This window comes from Enterobacter sp. K510 (assembly GCF_055804875.1).
Map to the genome: position 1 here is coordinate 496,682 of NZ_JBNRLQ010000002.1, position 20,152 is coordinate 516,833.

Below are 20,152 nucleotides of genomic sequence, written 5' to 3' on the forward strand. Positions count from 1 at the left end.
CTGCCACCGACTTGAACGCCACAGGCGGTCAATGTCAGCATAAAGCCTCGCCCGGTGCGGGGCTTTTTAATGCCTTCATTTCAAAGTGTTACCTTCTGCTTCCTCATTATCCTTTTGTAGCAAAGCCATACCGTTATTAGCACAGTTTTTTCCCTTTCTGCGCCTGTTTCCCGTTAAATCAGCGGGTTAATTCATTACAGGAGCCACGGTGAAAAAGAACAGCCTTACCCTCAATTTTACCCCTCTGCGTTTTACCCTGCTTTGCATCGCCATTCTTTTCTCGCTGGGCATACTGCTGGGCCGCACCGCCTGGCTGCAGATTATTGCCCCGGACAAACTGGTCAGGCAGGAGGACAGGCGTTCTTTGCGCGAAGTGAAAGTGTCGTCGCCGCGCGGCATGATTGTCGATCGCAATGGATCACCACTGGCGGTCAGCGTGCCCGTTGATGCTGTCTGGGCCGATCCGAAGGTTATCCGTGAAAAGGGCGGCCCGGTGGATAACGGGCGCTGGCAGGCGCTGGCGAAAGCGCTGGGAATGACGCTGAGCGATCTGACCGCCATGCTCCGGCAACATGCATCGTCGCGCTTTGTCTATCTGGCGCGGCAGCTTGATCCCCAACAGGCGCAGTGGATAGATCGCCTCAATCTGCCGGGCATTAATCTGCAAACGGAATCACGGCGCTTTTATCCCGGCGGGCATGTTGCCGCCAATCTGATCGGTTTTACTAATATCGACGGGCAGGGGATCGAAGGCGTTGAGAAAAGCTTTAACGCGCAGCTGACCGGCAAGCCCGGTCTGCGCGAGGTGCGTAAAGATCGCTATGGGCACGTGATTGAAAATATCACCGAAACGCCCGCGGTACCGGCACAAATCCTGGCGCTGAGCATCGATAAACGGCTGCAAACCCTGGCGGAAGATGCGCTGAATAACGCCGTTACCTGGAATAAGGCGGAGTCAGGCGCGGCGGTGCTGATAAAAATAGACACCGGTGAAATTCTGGCGATGGCCAATTATCCCGATTTTAATCCCAATAATCGCAGCGGCGCGACCCTGGATGATTTCCGTAACCGCGCCATCAGCGATACCTTTGAACCCGGCTCGACCGTTAAGCCGATGGTGCTGATGACTGCGCTACAGCAGGGGATAGTCAAACCTGACAGCGTGGTGGATACCCACCCGTATGTCATTGACGGACACCGTATTCGCGACGTGGGCTATTACCCGGAACTCACGCTGACCGGCATTCTGCAGAAATCGAGCGATACCGGCGTGTCCAGACTGTCGCTGGCGATGCCCATCCAGAAGCTATTGGATACTTATAAAAGCTTTGGCTTTGGTACCCCCACCGGGCTGGGTCTGACCGGCGAAAGCCGTGGCAGCCTGCCGGTGCGCCGTTACTGGGGGCAGTTAGATCGCGCCACCTTCTCATTTGGCTATGGCCTGATGGTCACGCCGCTACAGCTGGCGCATGTCTACGCCACTATCGGCAGTTTTGGTCTGGCGCGGCCGCTGTCTATTACCCGCGTCGATCCGCCGGTGATGGGTACGCAGGTGATGCCCGCTGACATTGTTCATCAGGTGGAGCATATGATGGAGAGCGTCGCGCTACCGGGCGGCGGCGGCACCAAAGCGGCGGTACGCGATTACCGGGTGGCGGTCAAAACCGGCACGGCGAAGAAAATCGGCGATGACGGGAAATATGTCGATAAATACGTTGCCTACACTGCAGGCGTCGCGCCAGCCAGTCATCCGCAATATGCGCTAGTGGTGGTGATCGACGATCCCAAAAACGGTGCCTATTACGGCGGTGCCGTGTCGGCGCCGGTATTCAGCGAGATCATGACCCGTGTACTGCGTGTCGAAAATATCGAACCCGACGGTTTGCGCCCCGGCGACGATCATCTGCTGGTGCTCAATTCTTCTTCCGGCGTGGCGGCAGCGCGCTAAATCATTTCCCGCAGGGGCGAATGGCGTTACACTTTCGCCCTTTATTATCGCCCGGAGTTGATATGTCCTTCAGTTGCCCCCTTTGCCATGCGCCGTTGCGCCGTCAGGAAAATAGCCTCGTCTGCCCGCAACGGCATCAGTTTGATCTGGCGAAAGAGGGCTACGTCAATTTGCTGCCCGTTCAGCATAAACGCTCCCGCGAGCCGGGGGACAGCGTAGAGATGATGCAGGCGCGCCGCGCCTTTCTGGATGCGGGGCACTATCAGCCGTTACGGGATGCTATCAGCGAGCAACTGGACGCGCGTTTACCGGCGCAGGCCAGTGCGCTGCTGGATATTGGCTGCGGCGAAGGCTATTACACCGATGCGTTCGCGCAGATCGCCGCGCAACACGGGGCGCAGACTTTCGGGCTGGATGTGTCAAAGCCCGCAATACGCGCCGCGGCAAAGCGTTATCCGCAGGTAATGTTCTGTGTGGCGTCAAGCCACCGGCTGCCGTTTGAAGCCAGTACACTGGATGCGATTGTACGCATTTATGCGCCCTGTAAAGCGCAGGAGCTGGCAAGGGTAATGAAAGCCGGTGGCTGGGTGATCACCGCCGCTCCCGGCCCGCATCACTTACAGGAGCTGAAAGGGCTGATCTACGATGAAGTTCAGCTTCACGCGCCGCAAAGTGAGCAGATCGAAGGTTTTACGCTGGCAGAGCAGCATGCGCTGGGGTACCGCATGACCCTGAGCGGGGCGGAAGCGGTGGCGCTGTTGCAGATGACGCCCTTCGCGTGGCGGGCGAAACCGGCGGTATGGGAAGCGCTGGCGGATATGGAACAGTTCAGCTGTCAGACGGATTTCAGCATCCAGTGCTGGCAGCGTGATCCTTAACCGGCGAAGTGGCTCCAGAGGATCTGCGAGCCAATACCAATAAGCACGATCCCGCCGAGAATTTCAGCCCGTTTTCCTAACAGCGGGCCTATAAAGCGGCCAATCATGATCCCGAGCGTCGACATCACCAGGGTCGCGCAGCCAATGGTGAGCGCGGTGGTGATAATATTGACCTGCAGGAAGGCCAGCCCGACGCCAACCGCCATGGCATCCAGGCTGGTGGCAATCGCGGTTGTCACCAGCAGCCAGAAGCCGTGACGCTGCAGGGGCGTATCTTCATCATTATTTCCCCGTACCCCTTCCAGCACCATTCGTCCGCCGAGAAAAACCAGCAGCAAAAAGGCGATCCAGTGATTCCACTCCAGCACGAACTGGCTGGCGAGCATGCCCAGTCCCCAGCCTATCAGCGGCGTCAGGGTTTCAATCGCGCCAAAGATCAGACCGGTGCGCAGGGCCTCGGAGAATTTGGGTTTGTGCAGGGTAGCGCCTTTCCCGATGGAAGCGGCGAAGGCATCCATCGACATGCCAAAAGCGAGCAGGAGAGTGGCAGATAAATTCATAAGAGCGTCCTGACCGGGGTATCCATATAACACATCACTGCCCCCAGTAATCAGCAGTTGATGTGTCAATGGTCTCGCCTAATCAAACGTCTATGCGGTTTGATTCGTACGCGCCACGTTTTTCAACGAGTATGTTGACGCGCACATTTCCGGGGTGAATGGAAATCGGCTACTCCCCAACGACGGGCGCAACTTTACCATATTTCGCAAGGTGAGAACAATCACAGAAATTCATTACTTTTTTGTCAGGCTGATAACGATTTGCATTTGTCTTTATTGGTAATAATCAGGTTAAAAAATATAAGTTATTCCGTAGAAAATAATATAGCAGTGGCTATAACTGCGGTGATTTTATGTGCAGAAATATAGCCTTCGCTATATTTTAACTCATTGAGTTTTAACCATAACTTTGTAGATCTTTTCCAGGCCATCGATATTTCGCACCCGGATAAGCAGGCGGCGCTGCTCTAATTGCATTACCAGCACACCATCTTCAGATAAATTCATCTCTTTAATGCGGTTATAAGCAATCCAGACATTGGCGAAGAAAAAACCATCCTGTTTGAAGATGATTTTCGGCGCGCGAACCCAGAACAGATAAATAGCCATCAGCGCCAGTGCACATAATAACCATGTGGTTAAAACAGCACCATTATTGGTCACGTTGTTATAAATAAGGATCACCAGTAACCCGGCAAAAATGAAGCCGTCGACCCGGCTGCGGCGCAACAGGGGTACGCTGAGCAGCGTTTGTCCATGGCGGCGGGGCATGATGAATTCATCATAAAGTGCGTAAGCCAGCAGTGCAGCAACAAACAAAATCAACACGATATCCGTGATCGTCATTCATCCTCCCGAAAAAAAGCCGGGGCAAAGGCCCCGGCGCAATAACTACCCTTTACAGACCCAGCAGGCCGACAGCGTAACCGGCAATACCGATAACAAAGAAGCCGACGATGATCCACAGCGGGTTCACTTTCTTACGCAGCAGCCACATACAGGCGAAGGTCAGCAGCAGCGGCACCAGCCCCGGCATCAGCTGATCGAGGATGGTCTGTACGGTGGTGACGTTGGTTTTCCCGGTCTGGTCGGTAATTTCCGACACCACCAGCGGGATATTCACGTGCGTCCACTTGTTAACCAGCGCCCCCATAACAAACAGGCCGAGAATTGACGCCCCCTCGGTCAGTTTTTGCAGGAAGCCGCCGCCCATGTCTTTTACGATGTCCACGCCTTTACGGTAGCCGTAGGCCACGCCGTAATAACGGGTTGCCAGGCGCACGGCGTTAAACAGGATGAAGAACAGCAGCGGCCCGAGCAGAGAACCGCTCATCGCGATCCCGGCACCCAGCGCGGCAAACACCGGACGCACCGTACCCCAGAAAATCGGGTCACCGACGCCTGCCAGCGGCCCCATCAGACCAACCTTGATCCCGTTGATGGCGCCGTCGTCGATCTCTGCACCGTTAGCACGCTGCTCTTCCATCGCCAGCGTCACGCCCAGTACTGGAGCCGCCACGTAAGGATGGGTGTTGAAGAACTCCAGATGGCGCTTGATGGCCTGACGGCGCGCTTCGTTGTTTTCCGGATAGAGGCGTTTGATCGCCGGCACCATTGAGAAGCAGAAACCCAGCGCCTGCATACGTTCGAAGTTCCACGACCCCTGGAACAGGTTTGAACGAATGAACACGCCACGAATATCACCCGGAGTGAGTTTTTTCACTGCGGTAGTTTTTGTCATATCAACCATGTCGCTCACCTGCTAGTCCAGTTCGTTATCAAGATCGTTTGCACCCTCGGCCGGTACCGGGCCACCTGCTGAACGGTTGTATTTCGGGCTCAGCTGGATATAAAGGATGGCCATTACCGCGCCAATCACGCCCAGCGCCACCAGGTTGAAGTTGGTGAAGGCGGCAGTGACGAAGCCCAGGTAGAAGAACGGCATCAGGTAGCCCGCGCGCATCATGTTGATGACCATCGCATAACCCACTACCACGATCATGCCCCCGGCGATGTTCAGACCGCTGGTCACCACTTCAGGAATGGCGTTAAGCATATTCTGCACTTCGCTGGTGCCCACAGAAACCGCAACGATGACGGCCGGGATCGCGATACGCATCGCCTGCAGGAACAGAGAAGAAACGTGGATCCAGGACAGCGCCGTAAGGTTGCCGTTGTCGGCCGCCTTATCCGCCGCGTGCTGGAATGCCACGGTAATGGTACGAACGATGATGGTTAACACCTGGCCTGCCGCGGCCAGCGGAATAGCCAGCGCAATCCCGGCGCCGATGCTCTGGCCCCCGGCAATGACCAGCACGGTGGAGATGATCGACGCCAGCGCGGCATCCGGCGCCACGGCGGCCCCGATGTTCATCCAGCCGAGGGCGATCATTTCCAGGGTACCGCCGATGATGATGCCTTTTTGCATATCACCCAGCACCATGCCAATTAACGTACAGGCCACCAGCGGACGGTGGAACTGAAATTCATCCAGTACCGACTCCATACCGGCGATACAGGCAACGACAAACACCAGCACAATCTGAAGAAGGGTGATCTCCATTGTACTTCTCCTATAACTAAGACGTAGTTGTGAAAACTGAGTAAATCAGCTCGTGCCGGCTACTTCGCCACTTTGCTGATCAAGTCCATCATTTTCAGTTTCGGATCGTTTGAGACTTTACGGACTTCCAGCTCAATACCGCGGGCATTGAGTTTTTTGAAGGCCTCAATATCCTGCTCATCCACCGAAACGGCGTTGTTTACCTGGGTTTTGCCCTGACGATAAGCCATACCGCCGATATTGACGGAGGTGATCTTCACCCCGGCCTCCACCAGACGTTCAACATCGGTAGGGTTAGTAAACAGCAGCATGATGCGTTCACCCGCGTATTTCGGGTTGTTATAAACGCGGATCATCTTAGCGACATCCACCACGTGCGCCGTCACGCCCGGCGGCGCAACCTGCGTCAGCAAGGTTTTACGCACGGTATCAGCGGCCACTTCGTCGCTGACCACGATAATGCGCTGCACGTTGGTTTCTTTGGTCCAGCGTGTTGCCACCTGGCCGTGGATCAAGCGGTCATCGATACGCGCAAGGCCGATCACCATGTAATCATCCGCGCCCATGGGCTTAACCGGTGCGGCGGGTTTTGCCACAGCAGCAGGCGCAGGCGTTACCGCTTCCGGCGCTTTTGCCTTCAGGGCTTTCACCCCCTCACGTCCCGCCTCAACCGCCACGGCGACCAAATCGTCAAAACTCGGATCGTCATCACGCCCCATGAGCGTTTCAACCAGCATCGGAATGTTGACGCCAGCAACCACCTCATAATGCTCTTTATCGACGACAATTCTGCTTGCGGCGTTAAACGGACTGCCACCCCATGTATCGACGAGAAACAGCACCCCTTGACTGGTGTCGAGATTTGCCAGCCGGGCGTTGTATTTTTCGATGAGCGTTTCGGCGTTCTCGCCGGGAACGAAATCGATCCAGCCGACGTTTTCCTGCTCACCCAACAGCATTTCGGCTGTTTTGAGCAATTGTTCTGCAGCCCAGCCATGTGTGCCTATTACAATAGCAATGGTCACTTGCTACCTCCGTTATTATCGTTAACACCTCTGTAACAGATGTGTTGTGAATCAATCTTTACCAGCGAATCGATTCAGATAAGGGTTTGAAAGAAAAGTTAAAACTTCCGTGAATTATTTTAGACATCGAAAAAATAATTTTTGTGATGCGCATCCGTAATTTAGCTTTCGTCGATCAGAAATTTCGGCCCGCGAAATAACCACAAAATTCCAATTGCAAATTCCGGTAAATCTTTGCAAAACATTAATTCTCTCTGCTATGTTTACCATCCGTTTAATTATCAAGGAGTATAGGGCAGTAGCCCCGTGTATGGACCGTCACCGACGTCAGTTAACCCATTGGCCGTTTCGTGCCTCGCAATCCGGCGTTTTCCGCCACCTTTCATTTTCATCTGCTGTCATCACGCCTGTGCTTAACGCACCGTTTTGCCATTCCGTAAACAGGAGCCTGTCATGGAATTCTTAATGGACCCCTCGATCTGGGTGGGGTTGTTGACGCTTGTTGTTCTTGAAATCGTTCTCGGTATCGACAACCTGGTGTTCATTGCCATCCTTGCGGATAAACTCCCGCCTAAACAGCGTGATAAAGCCCGGCTGATCGGCCTGTCACTGGCGCTGATCATGCGACTCGGCCTGCTGTCGGTGATCTCGTGGATGGTAACGCTGACAAATCCGCTGTTTACCGTGATGGATTTAAGCTTCTCCGGCCGTGACTTAATCATGCTGCTCGGGGGACTATTCTTGCTGTTCAAAGCGACAACAGAATTACACGAGCGACTTGAAAACCGTGAACATGACACCGGACAGACGAAAGGCTACGCCAGCTTCTGGGTCGTGGTGGTACAGATCGTCATCCTTGATGCGGTGTTCTCACTCGATGCGGTGATCACGGCGGTCGGTATGGTGAACCATCTGCCGGTCATGATGGCGGCGGTAGTGATCGCCATGGCGGTGATGCTGCTGGCGTCAAAACCGTTGACGCGATTCGTCAATCAGCATCCGACGGTGGTGGTGCTCTGTCTGAGCTTCCTGTTGATGATTGGTCTGAGTCTGGTGGCGGAAGGCTTCGGCTTTCATATTCCGAAAGGCTACCTGTATGCCGCGATTGGTTTCTCAATCATTATTGAGTTCTTTAACCAGATTGCTCGCCGCAACTTTATTCGCCATCAGTCAACGCTGCCGCTGCGTGCCCGTACCGCGGACGCCATTCTGCGTCTGATGGGCGGTCGCCGCAAAGATAATCAACAGCATGAGCCGGACAGCGAAGCGCCGGTGCAGGTGCCGGAAGGGGCCTTCGCCGATGAAGAGCGTTATATGATCAACGGCGTACTGACGCTGGCATCGCGCTCGCTGCGCAGCATTATGACGCCGCGCGGCGACATCAGTTGGGTGGATGCCAGCCTGGATAAAGACACTATTCGCCAGCAGCTGCTCTCGTCGCCGCACAGCCTGTTCCCGGTCTGCCGTGGCGAGCTGGATGAAGTGATCGGTATCGTGCGCGCCAAAGAGATGCTGGTGGCGCTGGAAGAGGGCGGCGACGTGGCGGCGATAGCGTCCGCGTCCCCGGCGATTGTGGTGCCGGAAACCCTGGATCCGATCAAACTGCTTGGCGTGCTGCGCCGCGCCCGCGGCAGCTTTGTTATCGTCACCAACGAATTTGGTGTGGTGCAGGGCCTGGTGACGCCGCTCGACGTGCTGGAAGCTATTGCCGGTGAATTCCCGGATGCCGACGAAACGCCGGAAATCATCGCCGATGCCGACGGCTGGCTGGTAAAAGGCACCACCGATCTGCACGCCCTGCAACATGCGCTGGGGCTGGATAATCTGGTTAACGACAGCGAAGATATCGCGACCGTTGCCGGTCTGGTGATCGCCATTAACGGCCAGATCCCACGCGCGGGTGACGTGCTGCAACTGGCGCCGCTGACCATTACCGTGCTGGAAGCCAACGACTACCGGGTCGATCTGGTTCGGGTTGTTAAAGAGCGTCCGGAGCACGACGAAGAAGAGTAAGGTTATTGTAACGGCATTGACGGCATCATCCGCCCGTTATGCCGGGCTGGCGGCGGGGTACTTCCCGCCAGCCAGCCGGGGAAATCTTTCAGCGGCATCGGCTTCGCATAGAGAAACCCCTGTAACACATGCACCCCGCGCTGGCGCAGATGTGCCGCCTGCAGCGGGGTTTCCACCCCCTCTGCCACCATTTCCAGTTCAAGACGTTTGCCCAGCGCAATGATCATGTCCGTCACCGTCGAATTCACCGCATCCGTACCAATGGCCGCAATATAGGATTTGTCGATCTTAAGAATGTCCGGGCTAAGCTTTTCCAGCCACGAGAGGGACGTGTTGCCGGTGCCAAAATCATCAATCGCCACTTTCACGCCCATACGATGCAGTTCACGCACCATGCGGAAATCCGCCTCGCTCAGGCTGTCCCGCTCGGTGAGTTCTATCACCAGCTGCTGCACCGGACGGATGTTAAACCAGTGCTGGTTCAGATCGGCAATCAGCTCTCCGTGGCCGAAATGGCTGGCGGCGACGTTAATGCCGATATGAAAGTGCGGCGAGGGCGGGAAGAGGGCGAGCTGGCGATGGGTTTCCGTCAGCACGTAACGCGTCAGCGGGGCGATCAAACCCTGGTTTTCGGCTATAGGAATAAACACATCCGGCGAGATCCAGCCCTGACGGCGATTATTCCAGCGCAGCAGAATTTCCACTCCCACGCACTGCTGGGATTGTGCGTCCAGCAACGGCTGACAAAACAGCTCAAACTCATTTTCCGCCAGCCCCATATGGATCTCCCACGCAAAGCTCATGCGGCTGGCGGTCGCCACCCACGCGATATAACCCACCAGCAGGCTGAGCAGCAGCGCCAGCGGAAACTGGGAGGGCAGATGCCGCAGCGCCAGCTCCGTTGCGCCCGGCCCGCGGACGTTAACCGTAAAAGGGTAGCGCTGTGACGTTTGCGAAAAGCGTTTTTCATCCGTCAGCGCGGGCAGGGCGTCCGCCACCCCACCGCCATACAGTAGATGCCGGTTATTGACCGACAGACTGGCGCCGGTGATCAGCGGTTTTTGCGGTTCCAGCATCAGGTCGGTCAGCAGCGTGATATTGACAATGGTCATCACCCCGCTGTCATCCCCTTGCGCAGAAGGAAACCATTGGATCAGTATCGGGCTGCCTTTGAGTAACGATTTATCGGTGGAAAGGATCAGCTGTGCTTCGCTGGCGGGCAGCAAAGGCTGAAGTTGACGCACCTGCACATTGCGAAAACCAAAAATGCTTGAGCAGTACAGCATCCCGTTCTCCACCAGGCCAATGGAGCGGATAGTCTGCAATGAGGCCGCTTCAATACGCAGCGCCAGATGCACGTCGTCGCAGGGTTTACCTACCAGCGGCAACAGCAGGGGACGCCCGCGTTCAAGGGCGGAAAGTACTTTTTCCAGTGAGGAAACAGCATGAGAAGTGAAAGATAACAGACGCTGCTGATTTAAATTCCGCTCCGAAATAAATCGCGCGCCGAGGGTCAACAGCAGCATGGAAACGGCAGCAAGCACGCAGACGATAATGCGTTTTCGCCGGTAGTCGCTAATGATCCGTTGCGCAGTCTGCATGAAGTCATCGTCCGGTAAGTATACCGTTGATCGCAAAAGGCAACGGCACCACAGCAAGTGTAGTGTGGAAAAAATAATCGGACGAGAATTGGAGGAGATTTAGCCCTTCTGTCGCAGAAGGGCTATGAGAAGTATTAGTCGCACTGCACCTTGATTGCCAGACCACCGCGGGAGGTTTCGCGGTATTTGGCGTTCATGTCTTTACCGGTTTCGTACATGGTTTCAATAACCTTATCCAGCGACACGCGCGGCGCGCTGGTACGGCGCATCGCCATGCGTGAAGCGTTGATCGCTTTCACCGAGGCGATGGCGTTACGCTCAATGCACGGCACCTGTACCTGACCGGCCACCGGATCGCAGGTCAGACCCAGGTTATGCTCCATGCCGATTTCGGCCGCCACGCACACCTGCTCCGGGCTTGCGCCCAGCAGTTCCGCCAGACCGGCCGCCGCCATCGAACAGGCCACGCCCACTTCGCCCTGACAGCCCACTTCCGCGCCGGAAATAGAGGCGTTCATCTTGTACAGCGCGCCAATAGCGCCGGACGCCATAAAGTAGCGGATATAAATATCCGGCGTCACCGGCTCAATAAAGTGATCGTAGTAGGCCAGCACCGCCGGAACGATACCGCATGCGCCGTTAGTAGGCGCGGTGACCACGCGGCCACCGGCGGCGTTTTCTTCATTTACCGCCAGGGCGAACATATTCACCCAGTCGATAACGTTCATCGGATCGCTGGACAGCTTATCGCTGGCGACCAGCAGGCGACGCAGCGCCGAGGCGCGACGCGGCACGCGCAGCGGGCCAGGCAGCACGCCTTCAGTGTTCATGCCGCGATCGATACAGGCGCGCATGGTCTGCCAGACATCAGCGAAGTAATCTTCGATCTCCTGCTTGCTGTGCAGCGCCAGTTCGTTCTGCATTACCATGCCGGATAACGACAGGCCGGTTTCATGGCAGTAATCAAGCATCTCTTTTGCCGAGGTGAACGGATAAGGCACGCTTACTTCATTGCTGGCTTCTTTGCCGAAATGCTCTTCGTCGACGATAAAACCGCCGCCGATGGAATAGTAGGTTTTGCTGTAAACGGTGGTGTCGCCGTTATAAGCGTGGATCTGCATGGCGTTTTCATGCAGCGGCAGGTTATTGCTCTGGAAGCGCATGCCGTTATCTTTCGGGAAATCCACCTCATGACGACCCTGCGCCAGCAGCAGACGACCGCGGGTTTCAACGTCGCGTATAAACGCCGGAATGGCGTCAATATCGACGGTGGCCGGCGCATTGCCCGCCAGACCCATAATGATGGCGATGTCCGTATGGTGACCTTTACCGGTCAGTGACAGCGAACCGTACACGTCAACCGCCACGCGGGTTACGCTCTCAAGCAATCCCTTTTCGACCAGGTCATCGACGAACTGTTTGCCGGCCTTCATCGGGCCTACAGTGTGGGAAGATGAGGGACCAATCCCCACCTTAAACATGTCGAATAGACTAATCACATTAACACTCCTGACAGGGTTACCGGACTTTCCGATAACGATGTAATAATTGCGCATAGTGTATGAGGGAACCGCGGGATCGGCTGGAGTATTCGCATGAATTAAATTAATGCGTGAACATTAATTTTCTAATGGCGAGACGCGGATCCCACTCCTGGCAGAAGGGTTATTGCATAAAGAATATTCAGGGTTTGATGCCAATCTGCAACGCCAGTTCACGAATGATACCCGCCGTCATCCCCCAGACGAAATAGTGCTCATACCACGACAGCCATACGCGGTGATCGTTGCCGCGACGATGGATGTCTAAAGGATGATAGCGCCCCAGGCGCAGAGCTTCCGCCAGCGGCATCTCAAAAACCGCCGCCACTTCATCTTCACTGGCGTGATAGTGCAGGTCAGGGGGGATAATGCCGACCACCGGCGTCACCTGAAATCCCGTCACGCTGTCTACCGGCGGCAGCACGCCGATCACCTCCACCGCCTCCGGCGGGATCGCCACTTCTTCCTGCGCCTCACGCAGGGCGGCGGCGATCAGCGACGCATCGCTGCTGTCCACCGCGCCGCCGGGGAAGGCCACCTGACCGGCATGTTTACGCAACTGCGCCGAGCGCTGGGTCAGCAACAGACCGGGCTGTTCACGGCGAACTACCGGGATCAGCACCGCCGCCTGTCTGGCGTTCAGCGACGCGCGGCTCGCCTGAGGACGTAAAAGTTGAAATCGCGATAAAAAATCATCCAGTGTCAGCGCCTGTAAATCCAAAATCAGCTCTCCAGTTGATGCAGAATACGATTAACCTTATCAAAGGTTTCCTGATATTCCGCCTGCTCCTCGCTGTCGGCGACGATGCCGCCGCCCGCCGAACAGTATAGCTGCCCGTTACAGGCGCTCAGGGTGCGGATAGTGATGCTGGTGTCCATATTGCCGCACAGACTGATATAGCCGATGCTGCCGCACCAGGCGTTACGGCGGTGCGGCTCCAGCGCATCGATAATTTCCATCGCCCGCACTTTCGGCGCGCCAGTGATCGAGCCCCCCGGAAAAGCGGCGCGTAATACGTCGCAGGCGGTACGCGAGGCAGGAAGCCGGGCGGTGATGGTGCTCACCAGATGATGCACCGCCGGGAACGGTTCGACGACGAACAGCTCCGGCACGCGTACGGATCCCGGTTCGGCGACGCGGCCCAGATCGTTGCGCATCAGATCGACAATCATCAGGTTTTCGGCGCGATCTTTGGGCGACTGCGCCAGCCGCGCGGCCTGATGAGCATCCGCCTGCGCATCGCTTAACCGCGGCAGTGTACCTTTTATGGGGCGGGTCTGAATGGTGCCGTTAGCCAGTTGAATAAAGCGCTCCGGCGACAGGCTGAGCACCGCCCCCTGCGGCAGACGCAGAAAGGCGCTGAACGGCGCACGGTTGGCGCGGTTCAGCTGCATAAACGCCTGCCACTCATCGCCGCGGTAATGTGCCTGAAAGCGCTGGGCAAGGTTAACCTGATAGCAGTCCCCGCTGTGTAAAAACGCCTGCACCGCGCGAAACTTCTCGCCATACTGCTCGCGGGTCATGTTTGAGCGCCAGGGGGAGGTTAAGCTAAACGATTGCGTCTCTTCTGCCCGTTGCGCTTCCAGCCAGGCCAGACGTTGCGCTATATCGCCATAGCTGAGCAGGGTGACTTTTTGCTGATGATGATCGACAATCAGCGCCCAGTCGTACAGCCCGACGGCCATATCCGGCAGGGGAAGATCCTGTTCGGCCTGCGATGGCAGCGTTTCAAAGCGGCGACCCAGGTCATAACCAAACAGACCCAGCGCGCCGCCGGTAAAGGGCAAATCAGGATCGCAGGGCGGGGCAAGCTGCATGGCGTCCAGCTCAGACTGTAACAGCGCCAGCGGATCCGCTGTGGAGGCTGTACTGACACCCTCGCGGGTCACGGTGGTATTGTCGCCGTGCGTAACCAGCGTGCAGCAGGGCTGCGCCACCAGAATATCAAAACGGTTATGGGCATGCTCCGCATGGCCGGAATGCAACAGCATGGCCCATGGCTGCGTGTTGAGTGGGGTAAACCAGTGGCTGGCAGCGTCGGGGCGCCACGGCAGCGAAATAACGGCGGGTGATAACGTCTTCATTAATCCAGACTCTTTGCTATCCGGTAACCGGCTTATGGGGTAGCATGTTTGATCAGCGCGAACAATTTAGCAGGAGTTCACTATGTTTGCAGGTTTACCTTCCCTTACGCACGAGCAACAACAAGAGGCCGTCGATCGCATTCATACGTTGATGGCTGAAGGTATGAGCAGCGGCGAAGCCATTGCCCTGGTTGCTGCGGAACTGCGCGCCAGCCATAAAGGCGAACGGGTTCTGGCACGCTTTGACGAAGAAGACGAGGAAGAATAATCGCCTTTAAACGGCGGCGATAATTTTAATTTCCACTTTGTATTGCGGGTTCATCAGCGTGGCCTGCACTGTACAGCGCACCGGCGCATGACCCGCAACCACCCACGCATCCCACGCCTTATTCATTGCCGCAAAATCCTTACTGTCCGCCAGAAAAATGGTGGCGTCCAGAATGCGTGATTTGTCGCTGCCCTGGCTTTCCAGCATCGCATCAATCTGCGCCAGCGTGTTGGCGGTTTGTTCAAAGGCATCCGCCTGCAAATTCTCCGGCACGCCGGTGTAGTACAGCGTCTGATTGTGGATCACCGCATCAGACCAGCGGGCTGCGGCATCAATTCGCACGATTGTCATGAATCTCTCCTTATTTTTCATTGGCGCGCCAAGACTGCCACAGAGTTTTTACCCTGTCACGACTTCGGCTGGCTAAAAGCCATCGCCCCTGACATAATCACTGGCGATTTAACCAGGGGGTAGTGTGGCGAAAAACAGTGAGACGGACGATTTTGCGATCGACGGTCAGTTAGCAAAAGCGATACCGGGATTTAACCCGCGTGAACCGCAGCGGCAGATGGCGCAGGCTGTGGCTGAGGCCATCGCGCAAACGCAGCCGCTGGTAGTGGAAGCGGGAACCGGCACCGGGAAAACCTACGCTTATCTTGCACCTGCACTGCGCGCCGGGAAAAAAGTCATTATCTCAACCGGATCGAAAGCGCTTCAGGATCAACTTTACAGCCGCGATCTGCCCACCGTCTCCCGCGCGCTGGAGTACAGCGGTAAACTGGCGCTGCTGAAAGGCCGCTCCAACTATCTGTGCATCGAACGTCTGGAACAGCAGGCGCTGGCGGGGGGCGATCTACCCGTGCAGACCCTGAGCGATGTTATTCTGCTGCGCTCATGGTCAAACCAGACCGTCGACGGCGATATCAGCACCTGCGCCAGCGTGGCGGAAGATTCTCCCGCCTGGCCGCTGGTCACCAGCACCAACGATAACTGCCTCGGCAGCGACTGCCCGCAGTACAAAGACTGTTTTGTGGTGAAGGCGCGTAAAAAAGCCATGGATGCCGACGTGGTGGTGGTTAACCATCACCTGTTCCTGGCGGATATGGTGGTGAAAGACAGCGGCTTTGGCGAACTGATCCCCGAAGCCGAGGTGATGATTTTCGACGAAGCGCACCAGTTGCCGGATATCGCCAGCCAGTATTTTGGTCAGTCGCTTTCCAGCCGTCAGCTGCTCGACCTGGCAAAAGATTTCACCATCGCCTATCTCACCGAACTGCGCGACACCCAGCAGCTGCAAAAATGCGCCGACCGGCTGGCGCAGAGCGCCCAGGATTTTCGGTTGCAGCTCGGCGAGCCGGGCTATCGCGGGAATCTGCGCGAACTGCTGGCGGACAGCCACATTCAGCGCGCTTTTTTGCTGCTCGATGACACCCTTGAGCTGTGCTACGACGTGGCAAAACTCTCCCTCGGGCGTTCAGCCCTGCTGGATGCCGCCTTTGAACGCGCCACCCTGTACCGCGCGCGCTTAAAACGCCTGAAAGAGATCAACCAGCCCGGCTACAGCTACTGGTACGAATGCACCTCGCGGCACTTCACCCTGGCGCTGACGCCGCTGTCGGTAGCCGATAAATTCAAAGAAGTGATGGCGCAGAAGCCGGGCAGCTGGGTCTTTACTTCCGCCACCCTGTCGGTGAATGATGATCTGCACCACTTCACTGCCCGGCTGGGCATTGAAGAGGCGCACTCGCTGCTGCTGCCGAGTCCGTTTGACTATGCCCGTCAGGCGCTGCTGTGCGTACCGCGCAATCTGCCGCAGACCAATCAACCGGGCGCGGCGCGGCAACTGGCGTCGATGCTGCGTCCGTTGATCGAAGCGAACAATGGCCGCTGCTTTATGCTCTGCACCTCACACGCCATGATGCGCGATCTGGCGGAACAGTTCCGCGCCACCCTGACGCTGCCGGTGCTGTTGCAGGGCGAAACCAGCAAAGGGCAGCTGTTGCAGCAGTTCGTCACCGCCGGTAATGCGCTGCTGGTGGCGACCAGCAGTTTCTGGGAAGGGGTGGACGTGCGCGGAGACACGCTGTCGCTGGTGATCATCGACAAACTGCCGTTTACTTCCCCGGACGATCCGCTGCTGAAAGCGCGCATGGAAGACTGCCGTCTGCGCGGCGGCGATCCCTTTGATGAAGTACAGCTGCCGGATGCAGTGATCACCCTGAAACAGGGCGTCGGCCGCCTGATCCGCGACATTGACGATCGCGGTGTGCTGGTGATCTGCGATAACCGGCTGGTAATGCGCCCTTATGGCGCGACCTTCCTCGCCAGCCTGCCGCCGACGCCGCGCACCCGGGACATCTCCCGCGCCGTGCGCTTTCTCGCCGTCCCGCCGACACAGTAATCGCAGTCTGTGGTATTATGCGCGCCATTTATTAAAGAGAGCGCGCGAAGACCCATGCGAATTCTGGCTATTGATACCGCAACTGAAGCCTGTTCAGTTGCGCTACAGCAAAACGACACCACCCATGCCCATTTTGAACTCTGCCCGCGTGAGCACACTCAGCGCATTCTGCCGCTGGTTCAGCAGATCCTGAACGAAGGCGGCGTGACGCTGCGCGATCTTGACGCGCTGGCTTTTGGCCGCGGACCGGGAAGTTTCACCGGCGTGCGTATCGGCATCGGCATTGCCCAGGGGCTGGCGCTGGGGGCAGAGCTGCCGATGATCGGCGTCTCCACCCTCGCCACCATGGCGCAGGGCGCTTACCGTAAAACCGGGGCCACCCGCGTGCTGGCTGCCATCGACGCCCGCATGGGCGAAGTCTACTGGGCGCAGTACGAGCGCGATGCGCAGGGCGTCTGGCACGGCGAAGAGACGGAAGCCGTCCTGAAACCGGAAGCCGTGCGCGCGCGTCTGGCGCAGCTGGACGGCGCCTGGGCTACCGTGGGCACCGGCTGGCCCGCCTGGCCGGATCTGGCGCAAGGCTGCGATCTCACGCTGACGGACGGCGACATTCTGCTGCCGGCAGCTGAAGATATGCTACCGCTGGCCTGCCAGCTGCTGGCGGCGGGCAACACCGTGACCGCCGATACCGCCGAACCTGTTTATTTGCGAAACGAAGTGGCATGGAAGAAACTTCCTGGCCGCGAGTGAATCTTAGATACAGGATGTTCATAACGGGAGTCGCAACATGGCACTGAATAAACGAGTTGTACGCGGCGCTGTCGCCGCGCTGGTGGCCATCGCCCTGAGCGGTTGCGTCAGCGTACCGGATGCCATTAAGGGCACCAGCCCGACGCCGCAGCAGGATCTGGTGCGGGTGATGAACGCGCCGCAGCTCTATGTGGGCCAGGAAGCGCGTTTTGGCGGCAAAGTGATCGACGTGAAAAACGAGCAGGGCAAAACCCGCCTTGAGATCGCCGCCGTGCCGCTGGACAGCGCTGCCCGTCCGGTGCTGGGCGAGCCGTCCCGCGGACGTATTTATGCCGATGTCAGCGGCTTCCTCGATCCGGTCGACTTCCGCGGTCAGCTGGTCACCGTTGTCGGGCCGATTACCGGCACCGCCGAAGGCAAAGTCGGCGACACGCCATATAAATACATGGTGATGCAGGCGAACGGCTATAAACGCTGGCGTATTACCCAGCAGGTGATGATGCCGCCGCAGCCCATCGACCCGTGGTTCTGGGGACCGGGGCCTCACCCGTGGCGCTACGGTTATGGCGGCTGGTACAATCCAGGCCCGGCGCAGGTTCAGACCATAGTAACCGAGTAAACTCCTGTTAATGCAACAAAAGAAACAGCGGCCGGTCCGCTGTTTCTGCGTTTTCAGGATCATAAGAAAAATAAATAGTGACGCGCTTCGCAACCTTAAATCCGTTTAATTATTAAACTGGTACGCTGAGTTAATATAATGTTAACGACTTGTTTATTATCCGGGGTTGCGATGACGACAAATACTCATTTCAGAGGTGATGCATTGAAGAAGGTTTGGCTTAACCGTTATCCCGCCGATGTGCCAGCAGAGATCAACCCCGACCGCTACCAGTCACTGGTAGAGCTGTTTGAACACTCCACGGCGCGTTATGCCGATCAGCCCGCCTTCGTGAATATGGGGGAGGTGATGACCTTCCGCAAACTCGAAGAGCGCAGCCGGGCGTTTGCCGCCTATCTCCAGCAGGGGCTGGGGCTGAAGAAGGGCGATCGGGTGGCGCTGATGATGCCTAACCTGCTGCAATATCCGGTGGCGCTGTTCGGCATTCTGCGCGCCGGTATGGTGGTGGTGAACGTTAACCCGCTGTACACCCCGCGCGAGCTGGAGCATCAGCTTAATGACAGCGGCGCGGCGGCGATTGTGATCGTCTCCAACTTTGCCCACACGCTGGAAAAAGTGGTGGAAAAAACCCAGGTTCAGCACGTGATCCTGACGCGTATGGGCGATCAGCTCTCCCCGGCGAAGGGCACGCTGGTGAACTTCGTGGTCAAATACATCAAAAAGCTGGTGCCGAAATATCACCTGCCGGATGCGATTTCGTTTCGTCAGGCGCTGCACAACGGCTACCGGATGCAGTACATCAAGCCGGAAGTAGTGACTGACGATCTGGCGTTTTTACAGTACACCGGCGGCACCACCGGCGTGGCGAAAGGCGCGATGCTGACGCACCGCAATATGCTCGCCAACCTCGAACAGGTGAATGCCACCTACGGCCCGCTGCTGCATCGCGGTAAAGAGCTGGTCGTAACGGCGCTGCCGCTGTACCACATCTTTGCGCTGACCATGAACTGCCTGCTGTTTATCGAGCTGGGCGGCCAGAACCTGCTGATCACCAACCCGCGCGATATTCCGGGGCTGGTGAAAGAGCTGGCGAAATATCCCTTCACCGCGATGACCGGCGTCAATACGCTGTTTAACGCGCTGCTCAACAACAAAGAGTTCCAGCAGCTGGACTTCTCCTCGCTGCATCTCTCCGCGGGCGGCGGCATGCCGGTACAACAGGCGGTGGCCGAGCGCTGGGTGAGGCTGACCGGACAATACCTGCTGGAAGGCTACGGGCTGACCGAGTGCTCGCCGCTGGTGAGCGTCAACCCGCACGACATTGATTATCACAGCGGCAGCATTGGTCTGCCGGTGCCGTCCACCGAAGCCAAACTGATCGACGATGAAGGCAACGAAGTCGAGCACGGTCAGCCTGGCGAGCTGTGCATTAAAGGCCCGCAGGTGATGCTTGGTTACTGGCAGCGTCCTGCCGATACCGATCAGATCCTCAAAGACGGCTGGTTACTCACTGGCGACATTGCGGTGATGGACGACGAAGGCTTCCTGCGTATTGTCGATCGTAAAAAAGATATGATCCTGGTCTCCGGCTTCAACGTTTACCCTAACGAAATTGAAGACGTGGTCATGCAGCATCCCGGCGTGCTGGAAGTGGCGGCGGTGGGAGTACCCTCCGGCAACAGCGGTGAAACGGTCAAACTCTTTGTGGTCAGGAAAGATCCGGCGCTCACCGGTGAGGCGCTGATAACCTTCTGCCGTCGTCAGCTTACCGGCTACAAAGTGCCAAAATTGGTGGAATTCCGCGATGAACTGCCGAAATCCAACGTTGGCAAGATTTTGCGACGAGAATTGCGTGACGAAGCCCGCGCCAAAGTGGACAATAAAGTCTGAGCTTTGAGTA

General features: G+C 57.1%; 19 protein-coding genes and 1 riboswitch. Of the genes, 9 read left to right on the forward strand and 10 right to left on the reverse strand.

Annotation, left to right across the window (positions count from 1 at the left end; all coding sequences use genetic code 11):
• Positions 1–208: 208 nt before the first annotated feature.
• Both ftsI and rlmA read left to right on the forward strand, forming a co-directional pair.
• Positions 209–1,948 carry a peptidoglycan glycosyltransferase FtsI gene (ftsI, locus tag ACQUTD_RS05005; RefSeq protein WP_473273916.1) on the forward strand — a complete coding sequence of 580 codons (1,740 nt, stop codon included), beginning with the start codon at positions 209–211 and terminating at the stop codon, positions 1,946–1,948.
• Positions 1,949–2,010: 62 nt separating this feature from the next.
• Entirely contained in the window at positions 2,011–2,826 is an 816-nt protein-coding gene (rlmA, locus tag ACQUTD_RS05010) for a 23S rRNA (guanine(745)-N(1))-methyltransferase (RefSeq protein ID WP_473273917.1), read from the forward strand.
• On the opposite strand, the gene mntP is transcribed toward rlmA, so the two are convergent.
• From mntP to manX, 5 genes are all read right to left on the reverse strand, one after another.
• Entirely contained in the window at positions 2,823–3,386 is a 564-nt protein-coding gene (gene mntP, locus ACQUTD_RS05015; RefSeq protein WP_473273918.1) for a manganese efflux pump MntP, read from the reverse strand. The two genes, rlmA and mntP, sit on opposite strands and share 4 nt — an antisense overlap.
• An 80-nt stretch (positions 3,387–3,466) precedes the next feature.
• Positions 3,467–3,576, reverse strand: a riboswitch (yybP-ykoY riboswitch).
• 197 nt (positions 3,577–3,773) lie between these two features.
• The gene (locus tag ACQUTD_RS05020; protein ID WP_473273919.1) at positions 3,774–4,232 is read right to left on the reverse strand and encodes a DUF986 family protein; all 459 of its coding nucleotides are present in this window, start codon (positions 4,230–4,232) and stop codon (positions 3,774–3,776) included.
• A gap of 52 nt (positions 4,233–4,284) precedes the next feature.
• Positions 4,285–5,136 carry a PTS mannose transporter subunit IID gene (locus tag ACQUTD_RS05025; protein WP_072568749.1) on the reverse strand — a complete coding sequence of 284 codons (852 nt, stop codon included), beginning with the start codon at positions 5,134–5,136 and terminating at the stop codon, positions 4,285–4,287.
• A gap of 12 nt (positions 5,137–5,148) precedes the next feature.
• A complete protein-coding gene (locus ACQUTD_RS05030) occupies positions 5,149–5,949 on the reverse strand; it encodes a mannose/fructose/sorbose family PTS transporter subunit IIC (protein ID WP_473273920.1) in 801 nt (266 codons plus the stop codon).
• Between the two features lie 59 nt (positions 5,950–6,008).
• Positions 6,009–6,974, reverse strand: coding sequence for a PTS mannose transporter subunit IIAB (gene manX, locus ACQUTD_RS05035; RefSeq protein ID WP_318364242.1), 966 nt, complete (start codon positions 6,972–6,974; stop codon positions 6,009–6,011).
• Between the two features lie 310 nt (positions 6,975–7,284).
• Here manX and ACQUTD_RS05040 point away from each other — a divergent pair, with 310 nt between their 5' ends.
• Positions 7,285–7,440, forward strand: a complete 156-nt coding sequence (locus ACQUTD_RS05040) for a protein YoaL (RefSeq protein ID WP_412175884.1) — start codon at positions 7,285–7,287, stop codon at positions 7,438–7,440.
• Positions 7,428–8,987: a CNNM family cation transport protein YoaE gene (gene yoaE, locus ACQUTD_RS05045; protein WP_473273921.1), complete on the forward strand. Its 1,560-nt coding sequence runs from the start codon at positions 7,428–7,430 to the stop codon at positions 8,985–8,987. The genes ACQUTD_RS05040 and yoaE overlap by 13 nt, the downstream gene beginning before the upstream one ends.
• A gap of 2 nt (positions 8,988–8,989) precedes the next feature.
• Here the strand turns inward: yoaE and ACQUTD_RS05050 are convergent, their stop codons facing one another.
• The 4 genes from ACQUTD_RS05050 to pabB all read right to left on the reverse strand — a co-directional run bounded on the left by ACQUTD_RS05050 (position 8,990) and on the right by pabB (position 14,214).
• Positions 8,990–10,588, reverse strand: a complete 1,599-nt coding sequence (locus ACQUTD_RS05050) for an EAL domain-containing protein (RefSeq protein ID WP_473273922.1) — start codon at positions 10,586–10,588, stop codon at positions 8,990–8,992.
• Positions 10,589–10,722: 134 nt separating this feature from the next.
• Positions 10,723–12,087: an L-serine ammonia-lyase gene (sdaA, locus tag ACQUTD_RS05055; protein WP_072568743.1), complete on the reverse strand. Its 1,365-nt coding sequence runs from the start codon at positions 12,085–12,087 to the stop codon at positions 10,723–10,725.
• A 184-nt stretch (positions 12,088–12,271) separates the two neighbouring features.
• The gene (locus ACQUTD_RS05060) at positions 12,272–12,850 is read right to left on the reverse strand and encodes a CoA pyrophosphatase (RefSeq protein ID WP_318374310.1); all 579 of its coding nucleotides are present in this window, start codon (positions 12,848–12,850) and stop codon (positions 12,272–12,274) included.
• A gap of 2 nt (positions 12,851–12,852) precedes the next feature.
• On the reverse strand, positions 12,853–14,214 hold the full coding sequence (gene pabB / locus ACQUTD_RS05065; RefSeq protein WP_473273923.1) for an aminodeoxychorismate synthase component 1: 1,362 nt from the start codon (positions 14,212–14,214) through the stop codon (positions 12,853–12,855).
• Between the two features lie 82 nt (positions 14,215–14,296).
• Here pabB and ACQUTD_RS05070 point away from each other — a divergent pair, with 82 nt between their 5' ends.
• Positions 14,297–14,482 (forward strand): YoaH family protein, encoded by a 186-nt coding sequence (locus tag ACQUTD_RS05070; protein WP_318364244.1) that lies wholly within the window; start codon positions 14,297–14,299, stop codon positions 14,480–14,482.
• Positions 14,483–14,488: 6 nt separating this feature from the next.
• Here the strand turns inward: ACQUTD_RS05070 and ACQUTD_RS05075 are convergent, their stop codons facing one another.
• Entirely contained in the window at positions 14,489–14,833 is a 345-nt protein-coding gene (locus ACQUTD_RS05075) for a RidA family protein (RefSeq protein ID WP_088218737.1), read from the reverse strand.
• Between the two features lie 124 nt (positions 14,834–14,957).
• On the opposite strand from ACQUTD_RS05075, the gene ACQUTD_RS05080 reads away from it, so the two are divergent.
• From ACQUTD_RS05080 to fadD, 4 genes are all read left to right on the forward strand, one after another.
• Positions 14,958–16,883, forward strand: a complete 1,926-nt coding sequence (locus ACQUTD_RS05080) for a DNA repair helicase YoaA (protein WP_473273924.1) — start codon at positions 14,958–14,960, stop codon at positions 16,881–16,883.
• A gap of 54 nt (positions 16,884–16,937) precedes the next feature.
• The gene (gene tsaB / locus ACQUTD_RS05085) at positions 16,938–17,633 is read left to right on the forward strand and encodes a tRNA (adenosine(37)-N6)-threonylcarbamoyltransferase complex dimerization subunit type 1 TsaB (RefSeq protein ID WP_321987607.1); all 696 of its coding nucleotides are present in this window, start codon (positions 16,938–16,940) and stop codon (positions 17,631–17,633) included.
• A gap of 37 nt (positions 17,634–17,670) precedes the next feature.
• On the forward strand, positions 17,671–18,252 hold the full coding sequence (locus ACQUTD_RS05090; RefSeq protein WP_473273925.1) for a Slp/YeaY family lipoprotein: 582 nt from the start codon (positions 17,671–17,673) through the stop codon (positions 18,250–18,252).
• A 204-nt stretch (positions 18,253–18,456) separates the two neighbouring features.
• Positions 18,457–20,142, forward strand: coding sequence for a long-chain-fatty-acid--CoA ligase FadD (gene fadD, locus ACQUTD_RS05095; RefSeq protein WP_473273926.1), 1,686 nt, complete (start codon positions 18,457–18,459; stop codon positions 20,140–20,142).
• Positions 20,143–20,152: the final 10 nt, after the last annotated feature.